Here is a 17,133-nt window from a genome sequence, read left to right as displayed (position 1 = left end):
CGGCATGAAGCTGAAACCCTGGGGATGGTTGTTGACGGCAGGCCTGTTGGCCGGCTGCGCCGGCTCCGCGCCGGACAACCCGGCGGCGGCGCAGACGCGTTTGCAGCTGGGTTTGGCGTATCTGCAGCAGGGCAACCTGGAGGCGGCGCGCAAAAATCTGACGAAGGCGGCGGACGCCGCGCCGCAGGATTACCGGACCCAGCTGGGAATGGCGCTGTATCAGCAGCGCGTCGGCGCGTCCGACGCCGCGCGGCAGCGCTATCAGCAGGCGCTGAAATTGGCGCCGGGCAATGGTAGCGTCTTGAATAATTACGGTGCGTTTCTTTGCAGTTTAGGGCAGTATGTAGAGGCGCAACAGCAGTTTAGCGCAGCGGCATCAGCCGCCGATTATGGCCGGTTCGCCGACAGTCTGGAAAACGCGGGTTACTGTTTTTTCCAGGCGGGTCAGTACGATCGGGCGCGGCCGCTGCTGATCAAGGCCTTAAAGGCTGAACCGGATAAAGGTTCGCCGCTGTTGGTCGAGGCTGAAAAGCAATTTGGTGCGGGGAAACGTGCGCAGTCGCAGTTTCTATTGGATGTTTATCAGCACGTTCTGCCGGCCAGTGCCGACAGTTTATGGTTACAGATTCGTTTCGCCGCGTTAGCCGGCCGCCAGGACAGCGTTCAGCGTTATGGCAGGCAGTTGGCGCGAAGTTTTCCACAATCCAAACAGTACCAGCAGTTCTTAGCCGATGAATACTGAAGCCTCCCAAGACAAAACCGTATCCATGACGACAGGCGAGCGTCTGCGTCAGGCCCGAGAGCAGCTCGGGCTGAGTCAGCAGGCCGTTGCAGAACGCCTGTGTCTCAAAATGTCGACCGTACGCGATATCGAAGCGGACAACCTGTCGGACGATCTGGCTTCGACCTTCGTGCGCGGTTACATCCGCTCTTACGCCAAGCTGGTGCATGTGCCGGAGGATGAGCTGTTGCCGGCGATGGCCAAACAGGCGCCGGTAAAAATGGCCAAGGTGGCGCCGATGCAAAGCTTTTCATTGGGCAAGCGGCGCAAAAAGCGCGACGGCTGGCTGATGAGCTTTACCTGGCTGATCCTGTTTGTGGTGGTCGGTCTGACCGGCGCCTGGTGGTGGCAAAACCACAAGGCGCAGCAGGATGAGATCGCCAACATGGCCAACCAGTCGTCGGCGCAGCTGTCGCAGCAGAGCGAAGGCCAGTCGGTGCCGCTGACGGACAATAATGCCGATACGCAGACGCCGGCGGCGGATGCCGGTTCGGCGCCAGCGCCGGCCGATAGCACGGCAGCCGCGCCTGCGGCCTCCGCACCGGCGGCGGGCGGCGATGCTGCCGCACAGCAGCAGCCTGCGGTAGTGGCGCCAAGCCAGGCCAGCATCCCTGATGCCGCGCCGGCCGACAACGGCGCGTCTCTGCCGACCGGCGATGCCGCGGTTGCCGCACCGGCGGTCGATCCGAATGCGCTGGTGATGGATTTTTCCGCCGATTGCTGGTTGCAGGTGACCGACGCCAGCGGTAAAACGTTGTTCAGCGGCATGCAGAAAAGCGGCGGCAAGCTGAACCTGACCGGTACAGCGCCTTATAAACTGACCATCGGCGCGCCGGCGGCAGTACAGATTCAATATCAAGGTAAACCGGTAGATTTAAGCCGGTTTGTGAAGTCAAACCGTGTTGCCCGTCTGACCGTTGCCGCGCAGTGATTGCGCGGCTGGCGTCTTGAGTGATGAGCAGCAATGGAGAAGAGTAAGTGATGCATAACCAAGCACCCATTAACCGTCGCAAATCAACACGCATTTACGTCGGCAAGGTGCCCATTGGCGACGGCGCGCCGATTGCGGTGCAGTCGATGACCAATACCCGTACTACCGATGTCGCAGCCACGGTTAACCAGATCAAGTCGTTGGAACGCGTCGGCGTTGATATCGTCCGCGTTTCCGTACCGACCATGGACGCCGCCGAGGCGTTCAAGCAGATCAAGCAGCAGGTCAACGTGCCGCTGGTGGCGGACATTCACTTCGATTACCGCATCGCCCTGCAGGTGGCCGAATACGGCGTTGACTGCCTGCGCATCAACCCCGGCAATATCGGCAACGAATCGCGCATTCGCTCGGTGGTTGACTGCGCGCGCGATAAAAACATCCCGATTCGTATCGGCGTCAACGGCGGTTCGCTGGAAAAAGATCTGCAGGAAAAGTACGGCGAACCCACGCCGGAAGCGCTGCTGGAATCCGCGATGCGCCACGTCGATATTCTCGACCGTCTCAACTTCGACCAGTTCAAGGTCAGCGTGAAAGCCTCCGACGTTTTCCTGGCGGTGCAGTCGTACCGTCTGCTGGCTGCGCGTATCGATCAGCCGCTGCACCTGGGCATTACCGAGGCCGGCGGCGCGCGCAGCGGGTCGGTGAAATCGGCTATCGGCCTGGGGCTGCTGCTGTCGGAAGGCATCGGCGATACGCTGCGCATCTCGCTGGCGGCGGATCCGGTGGAAGAGGTGAAGGTCGGCTTCGATATTCTGAAATCGCTGCGCATCCGTTCACGCGGCATCAACTTTATCGCCTGCCCGACCTGCTCGCGTCAGGAGTTTGACGTTATCGGCACGGTCAATGCGCTGGAGCAGCGCCTGGAAGATATCATCACGCCGATGGACGTCTCAATCATCGGCTGCGTGGTGAACGGCCCGGGCGAGGCGCTGGTTTCGACCATGGGCGTGACCGGCGGCCACAAGAAAAGCGGTTTCTACGAAGACGGCGTACGCCAGAAAGAGCGCTTTGACAATGAGCAGATGATTGACCAGCTGGAAGCCAAAATCCGCGCCAAAGCGGCGATGATGGATGAAAGCAAGCGCATCACGGTCAACATGCTGGAAAAGTAAGCACTATTGCCGGGCAGGCCTGATGTCTGCCCCCCAGATGAACCCGGGGGCGCTTGCGCATTGAATCGCGCAGGCGAAAGTCCCTATAATCGGGTTCATTTTTATATAAAACGAACAGAGAACTCACGTGGCAAAGAACATTCAAGCCATTCGCGGCATGAACGATTACCTGCCGGCAGAAACGGCATTATGGCAGCGTATTGAGAGCACCCTGAAGCAGGTGCTGGGCAGCTACGGTTACAGCGAAATCCGGTTGCCGATTGTAGAGCAGACCCCGTTGTTTAAACGCGCCATCGGTGAAGTGACCGACGTCGTGGAAAAGGAGATGTATACCTTCGACGACCGCAACGGCGAAAGCCTGACGCTGCGCCCTGAAGGGACGGCGGGTTGCGTACGCGCCGGTATCCAACATGGTCTGCTGTACAATCAGGAACAGCGTCTGTGGTATATCGGCCCGATGTTCCGTTACGAACGTCCGCAGAAAGGCCGCTATCGTCAGTTCCATCAGCTGGGCGCCGAGGTGTTCGGCCTGCAGGGTCCGGACATCGACGCCGAACTGATCCTGCTGACCGCACGCTGGTGGAAAGCGCTGGGCATCGCCGAGCACGTTAAGCTGGAGCTGAACTCCATCGGTTCGCTCGAGGCGCGCGCCAACTACCGCGATGCGCTGGTGGCGTTCCTGGAGCAGCACGTCGAGGTGCTGGATGAAGACTGCAAGCGCCGTATGTACAGCAACCCGCTGCGGGTGCTGGACTCGAAGAACCCGGACGTGCAGGCGCTGTTGAACGACGCGCCGCGCCTGTCCGAGTACCTGGATGACGAGTCGAAGACCCATTTCGACGGCCTGTGTGAACTTTTAACCGCCGCCGGTATCCCATATAGCGTTAATGAGCGTCTGGTGCGCGGCCTGGATTACTACAACCGCACGGTGTTTGAGTGGGTCACCACCAGCCTGGGCGCGCAGGGCACCGTGTGCGCCGGCGGCCGTTACGACGGCCTGGTCGAGCAACTGGGCGGCCGCGCCACGCCGGCGGTCGGCTTCGCCATGGGGCTGGAGCGTCTGGTGCTGCTGGTGCAGGCGGTGAACCCGGAATTCCAGCCCGATCCGACGGTGGATATCTATGTTATCTCCTCCGGCGCGGGTGCGCAGAGCGCGGCGATGCGTCTGGCGGAGCAGGTGCGCGACGCCGCACCGCAGCTGAAATTAATGACTAACTACGGCGGCGGCAACTTCAAGAAGCAAATCACCCGCGCGGATAAATGGGGCGCTCGCGTGGCGCTGATCCTGGGTGAAGACGAAGTGGCGCAGCAGCAGGTGGTGGTGAAAGACCTGCGTAGTGGTGAACAAGAAACGCTGGCGCAAAGCGAACTCGCGGCGAAGCTGGCTTTGATGTTAGGTTAAGGAGAAGGACACCGTGGAAGTCTATACCACCGAAAACGAACAGGTTGACGCTCTCCGCCGCTTCTTTGCCGAAAACGGCAAGGCGCTGGCGGTTGGCGTGGTGCTTGGCATTGGTGCCCTGGTTGGCTGGCGTCTCTGGCAGAGTCATCAGGACTCCAATATGCTGGCTGCCTCCCAGTCTTATCAGCAGACCAGCGAAGCGCTGGCTGCCGGCAAATCGGGCGACGTCGCCGCTGCGGAGCAGTTTATTCAGGCGAACGGCAACAGCTACGGCGTGATGGCGGCGCTGGAGCTGGCGAAGCATTTCGTTGAACAAAAAGATTTTGCGAAAGCGGAACAGCAACTGGTATTGGCGCAGGGGAAAGCGAAAGAAGATAACCTGTTGTCAGTGGTTAACCTGCGTTTGGCGCGCGTCCAACTGCAGGAAAAAAAGCTGGATGAAGCGCTGAAAACGCTGGATGGCGTCAAGGGCGAAGGCTGGGCGGCGATGCTGGCGGATATCCGCGGCGACGTACTGCTGGCGAAAGGCGACGCCAAAGGCGCGCGTGAAGCCTACAGCAAAGGTCTTGAATCCAATCCTTCTCAGGCTCAGCAGGCGCTGCTGCGCATGAAATTGAATAACTTGTCCAGCTAAGGGGAATTCCCAATGCAATTGCGTAAAACACTCTTGGTCGGGCTGGTTTCCGCCGCCCTGCTGAGCGGTTGTTCGCTGTTCAACAGCGAAGAAGACGTGGTCACCATGTCTCCGCTGCCAAAAGTTGAAAATCAGTTTACTCCGAGCAAAACCTGGAGCACTTCGGTCGGCGACGGCATCGGCGAATACTATTCGCACCTGCGTCCGGCCTACCAGGACGGCACCGTGTATGCTGCCGACCGTCATGGCATTGTGAAGGCGCTGGACGCCGACAGCGGTAAAGAAAAGTGGAAGGTTGACCTGTCCGAGAAAACCGGCTTCTTCTCAAGCAACCGTTCAGCCCTGCTGTCCGGCGGCGTGACGGTTGCCGGCTCCAACGCCTATGTGGGCAGTGAGAAGGCGGTGGTTTACGCGCTGAACACCTCTGACGGCACGCTGGCCTGGCAGGCCAAGGCCGCCGGTGAAGTGTTGTCCCGTCCGGTGGTGAGCGACGGCATGGTGCTGGTGCACACCAGCAACGGCCAGCTGCAGGCGTTTAACGAAGCCGACGGCGCGGTGAAGTGGACCGTTAACCTGGATATGCCGGCGCTGTCGCTGCGCGGCGAATCCGCACCGTCCACCGCCTACGGCGCGGCGATTGTCGGCGGCGATAACGGCCGCGTCAACGCCGTACTGATGCAGCAGGGCCAGCTGATCTGGCAGCAGCGTATTTCCCAGCCGAGCGGCGCGACGGAAATCGATCGTCTTAACGACGTCGACACCACGCCGGTGATCGTTGACGGCGTTGTCTACGCATTGGGGTATAATGGCAACCTGGCGGCGCTGGATCTGCGCTCCGGCCAGATTATGTGGAAGCGCGAGCTGGGCTCAGTGAGCGACTTTATCGTTGATGCCGGCCGTATCTATATGGTTGACCAAAACGACCGCGTGATCGCCCTGAGCACCGAAGGCGGCGTGACCGTCTGGACGCAGAGCGAGCTGCTGCACCGTAACCTGACGCCGCCGGCGATGTATAATGGTTATCTGGTGGTGGGCGATTCCGAAGGCTATCTGCACTGGATCAACACTACCGACGGCCGTTTCGTCGCTCAGCAGAAAGTGGACAGCTCCGGCTTCCTGTCTGCGCCGATGGTGGCGGGCGAGAAGCTGGTGGTGCAGGCCAAGGGCGGCGAGGTTTACGCATTTACCCGCTGAGCCCGGTCGCTCCGGCTCTGAGACCCGCAGGCCAGGGCGTCATCGCCTGACGCCGTGCGGGCACAACGGCTCCTGAAACGTTCAGGGGCCGTTTCGTATTTTTATAAGCTGCGCTGCCGGTGTCCATCCGTAGCGTGGTAACGCATTGATAATTTAAGTAATAGAGGCTTCAACAATGATACCTGTCGTCGCGCTGGTCGGGCGCCCGAATGTGGGTAAATCCACCTTGTTTAACCGTTTGACACGTACGCGCGATGCGCTGGTGGCGGATTTCCCCGGGCTCACGCGTGACCGCAAGTATGGTCGTGCCGAAGTAGAGGGCAACGAATTTATCATCATCGATACCGGCGGCATTGACGGTACCGAAGATGGCGTCGAAACCCATATGGCCGGCCAGTCGCTGCTGGCGATTGAAGAAGCGGATATCGTGCTGTTTATGGTGGATGCGCGCGCCGGGCTGATGCCGGCCGATCAGGGCATTGCCCAGCATCTGCGCAGCCGTCAGAAGGCGACCTTCCTGGTGGCCAACAAAACCGACGGCATCGACCCGGATATGGCCAGCGCCGATTTCTATGCGCTGGGTCTGGGCGAGGTATACCCTATCGCCGCCTCACACGGCCGTGGCGTCACGCAGCTGATTGAACACGTGCTGGTGCCGTTTGTGCCGGAAAAAGAGCAGGAAGTCGAGCTCAGCGAAGAAGAGGCCAACGCCGCCTACTGGGCGGAGCAGAACGGCGAGCTGGAAGAAGAAGGCATTCCGGCTGACGAGGAAGAAGACTTTAACCCGCAGGATCTGCCGATCAAGCTGGCGATTGTCGGCCGGCCGAACGTCGGCAAATCCACGTTGACCAACCGTATCCTCGGTGAAGAGCGCGTGGTGGTGTACGACATGCCGGGCACCACCCGCGACAGCATCTACATTCCGATGGTGCGCGATGAGCGGGAATATGTGCTGATCGATACCGCCGGCGTGCGTAAGCGCGGCAAGGTGACGGAAACCGTTGAGAAGTTTTCGGTGATCAAAACGCTGCAGGCGATCGAAGACGCCAACGTGGTGCTGCTGGTGATCGATGCGCGCGAAGGCATCTCCGATCAGGATCTGTCGCTGCTCGGCTTTATCCTCAACAGCGGGCGCTCGCTGGTGATTGCGGTCAACAAGTGGGACGGCATGAGCGAAGAGGACCGCGAGCACGTCAAAGAGATGCTCGACTTGCGTCTGGGCTTCGTTGACTTTGCCCGCGTGCACTTTATTTCTGCGCTGCACGGCAGCGGCGTCGGCAACCTGTTTGAGTCGGTGCAGGAAGCGTACGAGTGCGCCACGCGCCGCGTTAACACCTCGCTGCTGACCAAAATCATGAATATGGCGGCGGACGACCACCAGCCGCCGCTGGTGCGCGGCCGTCGCGTGAAGCTGAAGTACGCCCACGCCGGCGGTTACAACCCGCCGATCGTAGTGATTCACGGCAACCAGGTGACCGATCTGTCGGACTCCTATAAGCGTTACCTGATGAACTACTTCCGCCGCTCGCTGAACGTGATGGGGACGCCGATCCGCATCCAGTTCAAAGAGGGGGAGAACCCGTTCGCCGGCAAACGCAACACGCTGACGCCGACCCAGATGCGCAAGCGCAAACGCTTGATGAGCCATCTGAAGAAAGGCAAAAAATAAACCGGATATACCTAAACCAAGAGGTATGGCGGAGAGAACAGGGCGCGGCGTTGACTGCGCCCTTTTTTATTTAGCCAAAATCGTTTTATTATCTGAGTATTATTGTTGCCGCATTAAGTCTGAAGGAACACCATGTCCTGGGAAACCTGGAATTTCGCATTCAGCGTTACCGTACCGAATTTACTGATGATGCTGCTGGGAGTGTTCCTGCGCCAGCGGCGACTGATGGACGACCGTTTTATCGACGGCACCAGCAAACTGGTGTTCAACCTGGCGCTGCCGTGCCTGCTGTTTTTCAGCATTGCCACCAACCACCCGCACATTCTGGCTAACCTGCCGCTGGTGATGTACGGCGCGCTGGGCACCGTCGCCACCTTCCTGATGCTGGAGATCGCCGCGAAGTGGCTGGTGAAAGAGCCGCGTGAGCGCGGCGTCTTTGTGCAGGGCGGCTTCCGCGCCAATACCGCCATCGTCGGCCTGGCCTACGCGATGACCGCCTACGGCGAAGAGGGCGTGGCGCTGGGTTCGCTGTACCTGACGGTCACTGTGATTTTGTTCAACGTGCTGTCGGTGTTCACCCTGACGCGCAGCCTGCAGGGCGGGCCGGATAAGAAAGTCAGCCATCTGTCCCTGCTGCGCGGCATCGTCACCAATCCGCTGATTATCGGCCTGGTGTGCGGGCTGGCGTATGCGCAGACCGGGCTGGGTATCCCGCAGGTGCTTGTACAGACCGGCGGTTATATCTCCGGCCTGTCGCTGCCGCTGGCGCTGCTGTGCACCGGCGCCAGCCTCGATCTGCGGGCGATGTTCCGCTCCTCCAACGTGGCGGCGCTCTCCTCGGCGGCCAAGCTGTTTGTGGTGCCGCTGCTGATGACGCTGGGCGGCTGGCTGTGCGGCTTCGAGGGCGCGGCGCTGGGGATTATTTTCCTGTTTTCCGCCACGCCGACCGCCTCCGGCAGTTACGTGATGACGCGGGCGATGGGCGGCAATGCGACGCTGGCGGCCAATATTATCGCCATCACCACCGTCGGCTCTTTCTTCACCACCGCGCTGGGGATTTACTTCTTACGTTCCTGGGGCGCAATCTGACAGGAGAAAACGGATGGACGCACTGTGTCCCGACTGCGGTCAGCCGATGACGTGGGTGAACGGTCACTTTCATTGCCAGGGTTGCCGGCGCGACTACCGGCAACTGGCGGACTGCCCGGAGTGCGGGCAGCCGCTGCAGGAGCTGAAGGCCTGCGGCGCGGTGGATTACCTGTGCCAGCACGGCCACGGGCTGATTAGCAAAAAGCGCGTGCGCTTTCGCTATCTGCCGTTGGACTGAGACGCTGGCGCCGCGCGGCTATTTATCCACCTGGCCGGTCTCCCACAGATCGACCAGCGCCTGCGGCGCCTCGCTTTCCGGGATCAGCAGCACGATCTGGCTGCTGCCGTCCCGATCGGCGTAATCGATCTGCACGCGAAAGTAGCGCTGGTCGCCACAGCCGGGAGAGTCGGGCTGTCCTTCCTCGCGGGCGTAGGGCAGCGACTGATTGAGCAACTGCTCCAGACGCGCGCATTCATCCGGCGAGATATCGGCGATAACGATGCGCCGCAGCCCGGCCAGCTTGGGGATAAAGGCAAAGCCGCCTTCCCGGGCCAGCTCAATCACCGTTCCCTGGCTGAGCGCCGGCAGCGGACGCATTACTCCACCCCCACTTGCCGCCAGGCTGCCTGTACTTTATCCGCCACCTGTTGGCTAAAGCGTTGGCCGGCGTGTTTCACGGTCAGCCTGGCGAAGGTGGCGAAGTCGGCATCCTGCGGCAACGCTTTGTCGCACAGCGTGTCGTACCACACCACGCCGGCCTGTTCCCAGGCGTAGCCGCCCAGGGCGCTGGCCGCCAGATAAAACGCGCGGTTGGGAATGCCGGAGTTGAGGTGTACGCCGCCGTTATCCTCTTTGGTGTCGATATAGTCCTGCATGCTGGCGGGCTGCGGGTCCTTGCCCAGCAGCGGATCGTCATAGGCGGTGCCGGGGGCGGACATCGAGCGCAGCCCTTTGCCGTTGATGCCCTTGGCCAGCAGGCCTTCACCGATCAGCCAGTCGGCCTGGTCGGCGGTCTGCTTCAGATGGAACTGTTTGACCATTGAGCCGAAGACGTCGGACAGCGACTCATTCAGCGCGCCGGCCTGCTGAAAATAGACCAGCCCGGCTTCGCTTTCGGTGACGCCGTGCGCCAGTTCGTGGCCGACGACGTCAATGGCGATGGTGAAGCGGTTAAAGATTTCACCGTCGCCATCGCCGAATACCATCTGCTGGCCGTTCCAGAAGGCGTTCTGGTATTCGCGGCCGTAATGCACGCTGCCGGTCAGCACCAATCCCTGGTTGTCCAGCGAGTTGCGCTTAAAGGCCTGCCAGAAGAAGTCGTAGGTGACGCCGAGGTAGTCGTAGGCTTCGTCCACCGCCACGTCATGATTGCTGGGTTGACCCTCTTTGCGCACCGCCTTGCCCGGCAGCTGGGTGCCGTTTTGCGCGTCATAGATATCGCGCATCACGCTGCCGGCGGCGGCGCTCTGGCTGCCGGCGGCGCGCAGCGGCATATTGCCGAGCAGGCTCTGTACGTGGTTCAGCGTATGCTGGGCGCAGTCGCGCTGCGGTACGCTGCCGTGTTCAACGATCCGTCGCAGGATATAAGGCGGAATAACGGAACGAGCAAGCAGGTCAGACATTATGGCTCTCCTTAGGCTGTCGCGCCTGTTAACGCATCAGATACACGCCATTAAGTGTAGTTCACGCGTCGTAGAGCTTGTGGTGGTAAGTGCTCACCGCCGGCGTCGCCTGCTGCGCGTTGAGGCGCTTGACCGATTCGCGGATCGCCAGCCGCCCCTGCAGCAGCTGGTTACAGACCGGGGCGTCCGGCCGCAGCATGCGCCGCTGCAACAGCTGGATGGCTTCAAAGCCTAGCTCGTCGCGCGGCACGTGCAGCGACGTCAGCGGCACGTCGTGGATTTCCGCCAGATTAAAACCATCCATGCTCATCACGGACATATCGTTGGGTACGCTGAAGCCGAGCCGCTGCAGGGCGTTAACCGCGCCGACCGCCATATAGTCGCCGCCGGCCAGCACCGCCGTCGGCAGCGCGTCGCGGTCGCCGAGCTGGCCGATAAACGTCGTGAGCGCCTGCTCGGCCTCCGCGCTGCCAAAGCCGGAGGTGGTGACCAGCTGCCGGCTTTCATCGAACGGCATATGCTGCTGCAGATACGCCTGGCGAATACCGGCCAGCCGCAGCTCCATGGTGTGGCGGCGCAGACACTGCAGGTGCAGGATGCGCTGGTGGCCCTGCTGCAGCAGATAGCCGGCGGAAAATTCGCCGATGCGCTGGTGGTCGGGAGAGATGCTGTCGAGCCGCATGCTGCGGTCGCTGCAGTTGATTAATACGCAGGGCTTATGCAGATCGGCGGCCAGCGCGTGGATATGCTCATCGTCGATGCCGATAATCAGCGCCGCCTGGGTTTGCGCCTCATTCATCTTGCTGAGGAACAGCGCCCCGTCGCTGTGCGTCTCTTCCAGCGCGCAGTAGCGGATCCGGACCTCGTGCTGCGCCAGCGCGGCGATAATCCCCTGAATCACCCGGTAGTAAAAAATATCGGTGCGCACGTCAAACGCGCGCTGCGGCGCAAACACCATCACGCTGTTGAGCATCAGCCGTCCGCTGGAAATCGCCTGCAGAATGCCGTTGCGCTCGGCGCACTCCAGTACCTTCTGCCGCGCGCTGCTGCTGGTATTGGCCTTGCCCGCCAATACCCGGGAAACCGTACTGATCGACAGACCGGTTTGGCGGGCAATTTCCTGCACTTTCAGCTTTCCGTTCATTTTGTGATCCCGTTCAAATCGCGCGATGAAAATTTTTTCATCAAGGCGGATTAGCGTATTTACTGGCGTTACCGACCTGCAGCGCCGTTGTTACTTAATGTATGAGAATTTTTGCAAAAAACCACGTTTCTCTCCTTACCGCGGGCCGATAGTCTGATCTGGTTCACCAATTTGCCCGAGTTATCAGGCCAATTTGGCGGTTTTACTGCACCGGATTGTCGTAACAGGGCGGGGTTTGTACGCCGCTGTTAATCCCTCCGAATAACACATGTACCCATAAATAAGGCCGAGGTGACATAACCGACGCCGCGGAGCAGAGAAGATGAGTGTTGAGATAAACCAGGAAGCCGTACACAGCGGACGGCGCAAGTTCAAATCGTTACGCTGGTGGATGCTGGCGCTGTTTCTGCTGGGGGTAACGGTCAACTACATTACCCGCAACTCGCTGGGCATTTTGGCGCCGGAGCTGAAGACCAGCCTGAATATGACCACCGAGCAGTATTCCTGGGTGGTCGCCGCTTTCCAGCTGGCGTACACCCTGTTCCAGCCTCTGTGCGGCTGGCTGATTGACGTGATTGGCCTGAAGATGGGCTTTCTGATTTGCGCCAGCGTCTGGGCGCTGGTCTGTATGCTGCACGCCGGCGCGGGCAGCTGGCTGCAGCTGGCGATCCTGCGTTTCTTTATGGGCGCATCGGAAGCCGCCGCCACGCCGGCCAACGCCAAGGCGATCTCCGACTGGTTCCCGAAAAAAGAGCGGCCGATCGCCGCCGGCTGGGCCGGGGTGGGCTTCTCCATCGGCGCGATGCTGGCGCCGCCGATTATCGTGGTGGCCCACGTTTCGTTCGGCTGGCAGGGGGCGTTTCTGTTCTCCGGCGCGCTGGCGATGGTCTGGGTGCTGCTGTGGTGGCGCTTCTACCATGCACCGCAGCAGCACCCTAATCTGAGCCAGCAGGAGCTGGCGTTGATCGGCGCGGACAATGAGCCTGAACTGGCGCGCCTGCCGTTCTTTAAATCCCTCAAGCTGCTGGCCAAAAATAAAAAATTCTACGGCATCGCCATTCCGGCCTTTCTCGCCGAGCCGGCCTGGGCGGTCTTCAGCTTCTGGGTGCCGCTGTATCTGGCCAGCGAACGCGGTATGGACCTGAAGCAGATCGCCATGTTCGCCTGGCTGCCGTTCTTGGCGGCGGATATCGGCAGCGTCGCCAGTGGCTATCTCACCACGCTGTACCGCAAATGGTTCGGCTGCACGCGCGTGAATTCGGTGGTCGCCAGTTCGGTGACCGGCGCTTTCATGATGGTGTCGCTGGCGTTTGTGGCGATCACCAAAGATCCCTACCTGGCGATCCTGCTGATTTCGATCGGCGGCTTCGGCCACCAGGTGATCTCCTGCATGCTGAGCGCGCTGGTGGTGGAGTCGTTCGACAGAAACCAGGTGGCGACGGTTAACGGCATGCGCGGCTCCAGCGCCTGGATCGCCAGCTTCCTGTTTACGCTGCTGATCGGCGCGGTGTCCGACACCGTCGGTTTTGGCCCGTTGTTTGTGGCGATGGGCTTTTTCGACCTGATCGGCGCGCTGTTCCTGATTGCCCTGATTGCCGAACGCGGCAAGAAAAAAACACTTAACCCGTAAGATGGATGCCTATGAAAACGCTAAAGAACTGGACCCTGGCCGGCCAATATGACGACCGCATCGAGCTGCTGGTGGATGGACAGCACCTGTTTTGCCTCTACGTACTGGAAGAGGATCTGTTCCGCGTATTGCTGAAACGCAACGGCGAGCTGGCGCTGGACCGCACCTGGAGCATTGCGCCGCAGCAGGACGTGCCGTGGGAAGGGCGCGACCGCCTCAGCGTGGCGGGCTTTGGCCTGCCGGGCTACCGTCTGGAACAGCATGACCAGCGGCTGGTGGTGGCCAGCGCCGCGCTGCGGGTGACGGTGCACCAGCCATTGTGGCTGGAGTGGGAGTATTGCGGCGCCGACGGGCAGTGGCGCCCGCTGGCGGCGGACCGGCCGACCAGCGCCTATCTGCTGAATGCGCACGGCGACGGCGTGGCGCACTATCAGCGCCGCTTCGGCGGCGAGCGCTATTACGGGCTGGGGGAGAAATCCGGCGATCTGGAGCGCAGCGGCCGCCGTTTTGAGATGCGCAACCTGGACGCCATGGGCTACAACGCCGCCAGCACCGATCCGCTGTATAAGCACATTCCCTTTACCATCACCCGGCGCGAGGACGTCAGCTTCGGCCTGTTCTACGACAACCTGAGCAGCTGCTGGCTGGATCTGGGCAATGAGCTGGATAACTACCATCCGGCCTACCGCCGCTATCAGGCGGAGGCGGGGGATCTGGATTATTACCTGTTCCTCGGGCCGCAGGTGCTGGACGTAACCAAAGCGCTGCTGCGCCTGACCGGTAAAACCCACTTCGGGCCGAAGTGGAGCCTGGGCTACAGCGGCTCCACCATGCATTACACCGATGCGCCGGATGCGCAGCAGCAGCTGCAGCAGTTTATCGCCCTGTGCCGCCAGCATGAGATCCCCTGCGACTCGTTCCAGCTCTCCTCCGGCTACACCTCGATTAACGATAAACGCTACGTGTTCAACTGGAACTACGACAAGGTGCCGCAGCCGAAGGCGCTGAGCGCGGCGTTTCATCAGGCGGGGCTGAAGCTGGCGGCGAATATCAAACCCTGCCTGCTGCAGGACCACCCGCAGTACGCCGCGGTGGCGGAGCAGGGGCTGTTTATCCGCGATTCACAAAGCGACGCGCCTGAACGCTCAAGCTTCTGGGATGACGAAGGCTCGCACCTCGATTTTACCAACCCGGCGACGGTGCGCTGGTGGCAGCAGGGCGTGACGCAGCAGTTGCTGGAGATGGGCATTGATTCTACCTGGAACGACAACAACGAATACGAAGTGTGGGACGGTGAAGCGCGCTGCCACGGGTTTGGCCGGCCGATCGCCATCAAGCATATCCGCCCGGTGATGCCGCTGCTGATGATGCGCGCCTCGATGGAGGCCCAACAGCGCTTTGCGCCCGGCCTGCGGCCGTACCTGATCTCCCGCTCCGGCTGCGCCGGCATGCAGCGCTATGTGCAGACCTGGAGCGGCGATAACCGCACCAGCTGGCAGACGCTGCGCTACAACATCCGCATGGGCCTGGGGATGAGCCTGTCCGGCCTGTATAACGTCGGCCATGACGTCGGCGGCTTCTCCGGCGACAAGCCGGACGCCGAGCTGCTGGTGCGTTGGGTGCAGAACGGCGTGATGCATCCGCGCTTTACCATCCACTCCTGGAACGACGACGCCACGGTGAATGAACCCTGGATGTATCCGGCGGCGACGCCGATGATCCGTCAGGCGATCAACCTGCGCTATCGGCTGATGCCGTATCTGTATACGCTGCTGTGGCAGGCCTGCGCCGAAGATGAGCCGATGCTGCGGCCGACCTTCCTGGATCATGAGCAGGACAGCCGCGTCTGGTGTGAGAACGACGACTTTATGCTGGGGCGCGATCTGCTGGTGGCCAGCGTGGTGGAGCCGGAGCAGCGTGAGCGTACGGTGTACCTGCCGGATAACCAGATGGGCTGGTACTGCTTCTACAGCGGGCAGTGGTTCAGCGGCGGGCAGAGCGTAACGCTGCCGGCGCCGCTGGAGCGTTTGCCGCTGCTGGTGCGGGCCGGTGCCGCTCTGCCGCTTTCGCGCCGTCTGGCGCACGTTGACGTGGCGGCGGATGACCAGCGCGAACTCAAGCTGTTCCCGCTGCAGCAGGGGGAAAGCTCGGGGCTGCTGTATGAAGACGACGGCGAGAGCGACGCCTGGCGGCAGGGCGGCGCGCTGTGGCTGCGCTGGCGCATGCGCTGCGACGCGCAGCGCATTACGCTGACGGTGAGTTGTGAAGGGGATTTCCGTCCGGCGTGGCGGCAGCTGGCGGTGACGCTGCCGGCGGCGGAAACGCGCGAACTGTGGATCAACGGCGAGCGGGCGAGCGGTTATACGCTGGACTAAATAAAACGGGCGCCGTGACGGCGCCCGCTGATGACTATTCCGCCGCGCGCTTCTTGCGCGGCTTTTTCACCTTACTGATGGTTTTCACTTCGCTTTCCAGCCAGCCGTCCTGCAGACGGGTTTTCAGGATCTCGCCCACCTGCGCCTGTTTGGTGGTTTTCAGCACTTCGCCGCGCGGGGTTTGCGTCACGCTGTAGCCGCGCGCCAGCGTTGCCAGCGGGCTGACCGCTTCCAGCTGGCTGCAGGCGACGCCGAAGCGCTGACGGTAGCCGTTCAACTGACGCTCCAGCGCCTGCTGCAGCCGGTATTCCTGCTGCTGAATGCGCTGCTGGCCGCGGTGAATGCGCCCCAGCGGCTGCACCTGATTCAGGCGCTGCTGCAGGCGTTCGCTGCGGCGTTCGCTGTGGCGCAGCTGATGCTGCATGCCTTCTTCCAGCCGGCGCTGCAGCTTGAACAGCAGCGTCTGCTGACGCGCCAGCCGCAGGTGCGGATGCTGTTGCTGCAGACGGTGGTGCAGGCGGCTGAACTGCTGCTGGCGCTGCGCCAGATAGTAGTCCATCGCCATTTCCAGCCGCTGCTGCTGCGACTGCAGCTGGCGCAGCAGCTCCAGCTGATTGCGGCTGACCAGTTCGGCGGCGGCGGAAGGGGTAGGGGCGCGCAGGTCGGCGACGAAGTCGGCGATGGTGACGTCGGTTTCATGGCCGACGGCGCTGACTACTGGAATATGGCTGGCGAAGATCGCCCGCGCCACGCGTTCGTCGTTAAAGCTCCACAGATCTTCCAGCGAGCCGCCGCCGCGGCCGACGATCAGCACGTCGCACTCATCGCGTCGGTTGGCGGCTTCAATCGCCCGGACGATTTGCAGCGGCGCGTCCGCGCCCTGCACCGAGGTGGGGTAGATGACGATCGGCAGCGACGGATCGCGGCGCTGCAGCACCTGCAGAATATCGTGCAGCGCGGCGCCGCTGGCGGAGGTGATCACGCCAAGGCGTTTGGCCGGGCTGGGCAGCGGCTGTTTAAACTGCTGGTCGAACAGCCCTTCGGCCGCCAGCTGCTGCTTGAGCTGTTCAAACTGCTGCTGCAGCAGGCCGTCGCCTGCCGGCTGCATGTTTTCGGCGATCAGCTGATAGTCGCCGCGCGGCTCATACAGCGTGATGCTGGCGCGCACCAGCACCTGCTGGCCGTTTTGCGGGCGGAAATTGACGCGGCGGTTGCTGTTGCGGAACATCGCGCAGCGTACCTGCGCGCGGTCGTCTTTCAGCGTGAAATACCAGTGGCCGGAAGCGGGCTGGGAGAAGTTTGAGATCTCGGCGGAGAGCCAAATCTGCCCCATCTCCATTTCCAGGAGCTGTTTAACCGTCTGATTCAGGCGGCTTACGGTAAAAATGGACGGTGCGGTAGGTAGCGACATGTGACCCAGATCAAATTTCAAAACAACCACTTAATTGACTGATACTACATGCCTCAAACAGCTAATCAAGAGTTTTTG

15 protein-coding genes are annotated in these 17,133 nt (G+C 61.4%); 11 read left to right on the top strand and 4 right to left on the bottom strand.

From position 1 onward, the window contains the following. Positions 1 to 4: 4 nt before the first annotated feature. From pilW to I6G83_RS00920, 9 genes are all read left to right on the top strand, one after another. On the top strand, positions 5 to 742 hold the full coding sequence (gene pilW, locus I6G83_RS00960; protein WP_054306786.1) for a type IV pilus biogenesis/stability protein PilW: 738 nt from the start codon (positions 5 to 7) through the stop codon (positions 740 to 742). Continuing rightward, positions 732 to 1,712 (top strand): cytoskeleton protein RodZ, encoded by a 981-nt coding sequence (gene rodZ / locus I6G83_RS00955; protein WP_061322541.1) that lies wholly within the window; start codon positions 732 to 734, stop codon positions 1,710 to 1,712. The genes pilW and rodZ overlap by 11 nt, the downstream gene beginning before the upstream one ends. A 50-nt stretch (positions 1,713 to 1,762) precedes the next feature. Then, positions 1,763 to 2,884 (top strand): flavodoxin-dependent (E)-4-hydroxy-3-methylbut-2-enyl-diphosphate synthase, encoded by a 1,122-nt coding sequence (gene ispG, locus I6G83_RS00950; protein ID WP_015673412.1) that lies wholly within the window; start codon positions 1,763 to 1,765, stop codon positions 2,882 to 2,884. 127 nt (positions 2,885 to 3,011) lie between these two features. Next, positions 3,012 to 4,286, top strand: a complete 1,275-nt coding sequence (hisS, locus tag I6G83_RS00945; protein WP_015673411.1) for a histidine--tRNA ligase — start codon at positions 3,012 to 3,014, stop codon at positions 4,284 to 4,286. Positions 4,287 to 4,299: 13 nt separating this feature from the next. Next, complete coding sequence (locus I6G83_RS00940; protein WP_015673410.1) at positions 4,300 to 4,920, top strand: YfgM family protein; 621 nt, start codon at positions 4,300 to 4,302, stop codon at positions 4,918 to 4,920. Between the two features lie 12 nt (positions 4,921 to 4,932). After that, positions 4,933 to 6,114, top strand: a complete 1,182-nt coding sequence (gene bamB / locus I6G83_RS00935; RefSeq protein WP_015673409.1) for an outer membrane protein assembly factor BamB — start codon at positions 4,933 to 4,935, stop codon at positions 6,112 to 6,114. 175 nt (positions 6,115 to 6,289) lie between these two features. After that, positions 6,290 to 7,783, top strand: a complete 1,494-nt coding sequence (gene der / locus I6G83_RS00930) for a ribosome biogenesis GTPase Der (protein ID WP_015673408.1) — start codon at positions 6,290 to 6,292, stop codon at positions 7,781 to 7,783. 132 nt (positions 7,784 to 7,915) lie between these two features. Continuing rightward, on the top strand, positions 7,916 to 8,872 hold the full coding sequence (locus I6G83_RS00925; RefSeq protein ID WP_054306407.1) for an AEC family transporter: 957 nt from the start codon (positions 7,916 to 7,918) through the stop codon (positions 8,870 to 8,872). A gap of 13 nt (positions 8,873 to 8,885) precedes the next feature. After that, positions 8,886 to 9,110, top strand: a complete 225-nt coding sequence (locus I6G83_RS00920) for a zinc ribbon domain-containing protein (RefSeq protein ID WP_054306408.1) — start codon at positions 8,886 to 8,888, stop codon at positions 9,108 to 9,110. Between the two features lie 18 nt (positions 9,111 to 9,128). On the opposite strand, the gene I6G83_RS00915 is transcribed toward I6G83_RS00920, so the two are convergent. From I6G83_RS00915 to I6G83_RS00905, 3 genes are all read right to left on the bottom strand, one after another. Continuing rightward, positions 9,129 to 9,470, bottom strand: a complete 342-nt coding sequence (locus I6G83_RS00915; protein ID WP_054306409.1) for a protealysin inhibitor emfourin — start codon at positions 9,468 to 9,470, stop codon at positions 9,129 to 9,131. Further along, positions 9,470 to 10,495 (bottom strand): M4 family metallopeptidase, encoded by a 1,026-nt coding sequence (locus I6G83_RS00910; protein WP_054306410.1) that lies wholly within the window; start codon positions 10,493 to 10,495, stop codon positions 9,470 to 9,472. The genes I6G83_RS00915 and I6G83_RS00910 overlap by 1 nt, the downstream gene beginning before the upstream one ends. Positions 10,496 to 10,556: 61 nt before the next feature. Next, positions 10,557 to 11,639 (bottom strand): LacI family DNA-binding transcriptional regulator, encoded by a 1,083-nt coding sequence (locus I6G83_RS00905; RefSeq protein ID WP_015673403.1) that lies wholly within the window; start codon positions 11,637 to 11,639, stop codon positions 10,557 to 10,559. Positions 11,640 to 11,961: 322 nt separating this feature from the next. Between I6G83_RS00905 and I6G83_RS00900 the strand changes: the two genes are divergently transcribed. Next, positions 11,962 to 13,269 (top strand): MFS transporter, encoded by a 1,308-nt coding sequence (locus I6G83_RS00900; RefSeq protein WP_054306411.1) that lies wholly within the window; start codon positions 11,962 to 11,964, stop codon positions 13,267 to 13,269. Between the two features lie 11 nt (positions 13,270 to 13,280). Further along, positions 13,281 to 15,644, top strand: a complete 2,364-nt coding sequence (locus I6G83_RS00895; protein ID WP_054306412.1) for a glycoside hydrolase family 31 protein — start codon at positions 13,281 to 13,283, stop codon at positions 15,642 to 15,644. A gap of 34 nt (positions 15,645 to 15,678) precedes the next feature. Here the strand turns inward: I6G83_RS00895 and xseA are convergent, their stop codons facing one another. After that, on the bottom strand, positions 15,679 to 17,055 hold the full coding sequence (gene xseA, locus I6G83_RS00890; RefSeq protein ID WP_054306425.1) for an exodeoxyribonuclease VII large subunit: 1,377 nt from the start codon (positions 17,053 to 17,055) through the stop codon (positions 15,679 to 15,681). Positions 17,056 to 17,133: the final 78 nt, after the last annotated feature.

The organism is Serratia rubidaea (assembly GCF_016026735.1).
In the GTDB taxonomy this organism is placed as follows: domain Bacteria; phylum Pseudomonadota; class Gammaproteobacteria; order Enterobacterales; family Enterobacteriaceae; genus Serratia_B; species Serratia_B rubidaea.
This window is presented reverse-complemented; position numbering and strand designations above follow the sequence as displayed.

Excerpts from the sequence above, each read along its gene's own strand:
- pilW (WP_054306786.1), top strand. The coding sequence starts at position 5 with ATGAAGCTGAAACCCTGGGGATGGTTGTTGACGGCAGGCCTGTTGGCC.
- rodZ (WP_061322541.1), top strand. The coding sequence starts at position 732 with ATGAATACTGAAGCCTCCCAAGACAAAACCGTATCCATGACGACAGGC.
- ispG (WP_015673412.1), top strand. The coding sequence starts at position 1,763 with ATGCATAACCAAGCACCCATTAACCGTCGCAAATCAACACGCATTTAC.
- bamB (WP_015673409.1), top strand. The coding sequence starts at position 4,933 with ATGCAATTGCGTAAAACACTCTTGGTCGGGCTGGTTTCCGCCGCCCTG.
- der (WP_015673408.1), top strand. The coding sequence starts at position 6,290 with ATGATACCTGTCGTCGCGCTGGTCGGGCGCCCGAATGTGGGTAAATCC.
- I6G83_RS00925 (WP_054306407.1), top strand. The coding sequence starts at position 7,916 with ATGTCCTGGGAAACCTGGAATTTCGCATTCAGCGTTACCGTACCGAAT.
- I6G83_RS00920 (WP_054306408.1), top strand. The coding sequence starts at position 8,886 with ATGGACGCACTGTGTCCCGACTGCGGTCAGCCGATGACGTGGGTGAAC.
- I6G83_RS00915 (WP_054306409.1), bottom strand. The coding sequence starts at position 9,470 with ATGCGTCCGCTGCCGGCGCTCAGCCAGGGAACGGTGATTGAGCTGGCC.
- I6G83_RS00910 (WP_054306410.1), bottom strand. The coding sequence starts at position 10,495 with ATGTCTGACCTGCTTGCTCGTTCCGTTATTCCGCCTTATATCCTGCGA.
- I6G83_RS00905 (WP_015673403.1), bottom strand. The coding sequence starts at position 11,639 with ATGAACGGAAAGCTGAAAGTGCAGGAAATTGCCCGCCAAACCGGTCTG.
- I6G83_RS00900 (WP_054306411.1), top strand. The coding sequence starts at position 11,962 with ATGAGTGTTGAGATAAACCAGGAAGCCGTACACAGCGGACGGCGCAAG.
- I6G83_RS00895 (WP_054306412.1), top strand. The coding sequence starts at position 13,281 with ATGAAAACGCTAAAGAACTGGACCCTGGCCGGCCAATATGACGACCGC.
- xseA (WP_054306425.1), bottom strand. The coding sequence starts at position 17,055 with ATGTCGCTACCTACCGCACCGTCCATTTTTACCGTAAGCCGCCTGAAT.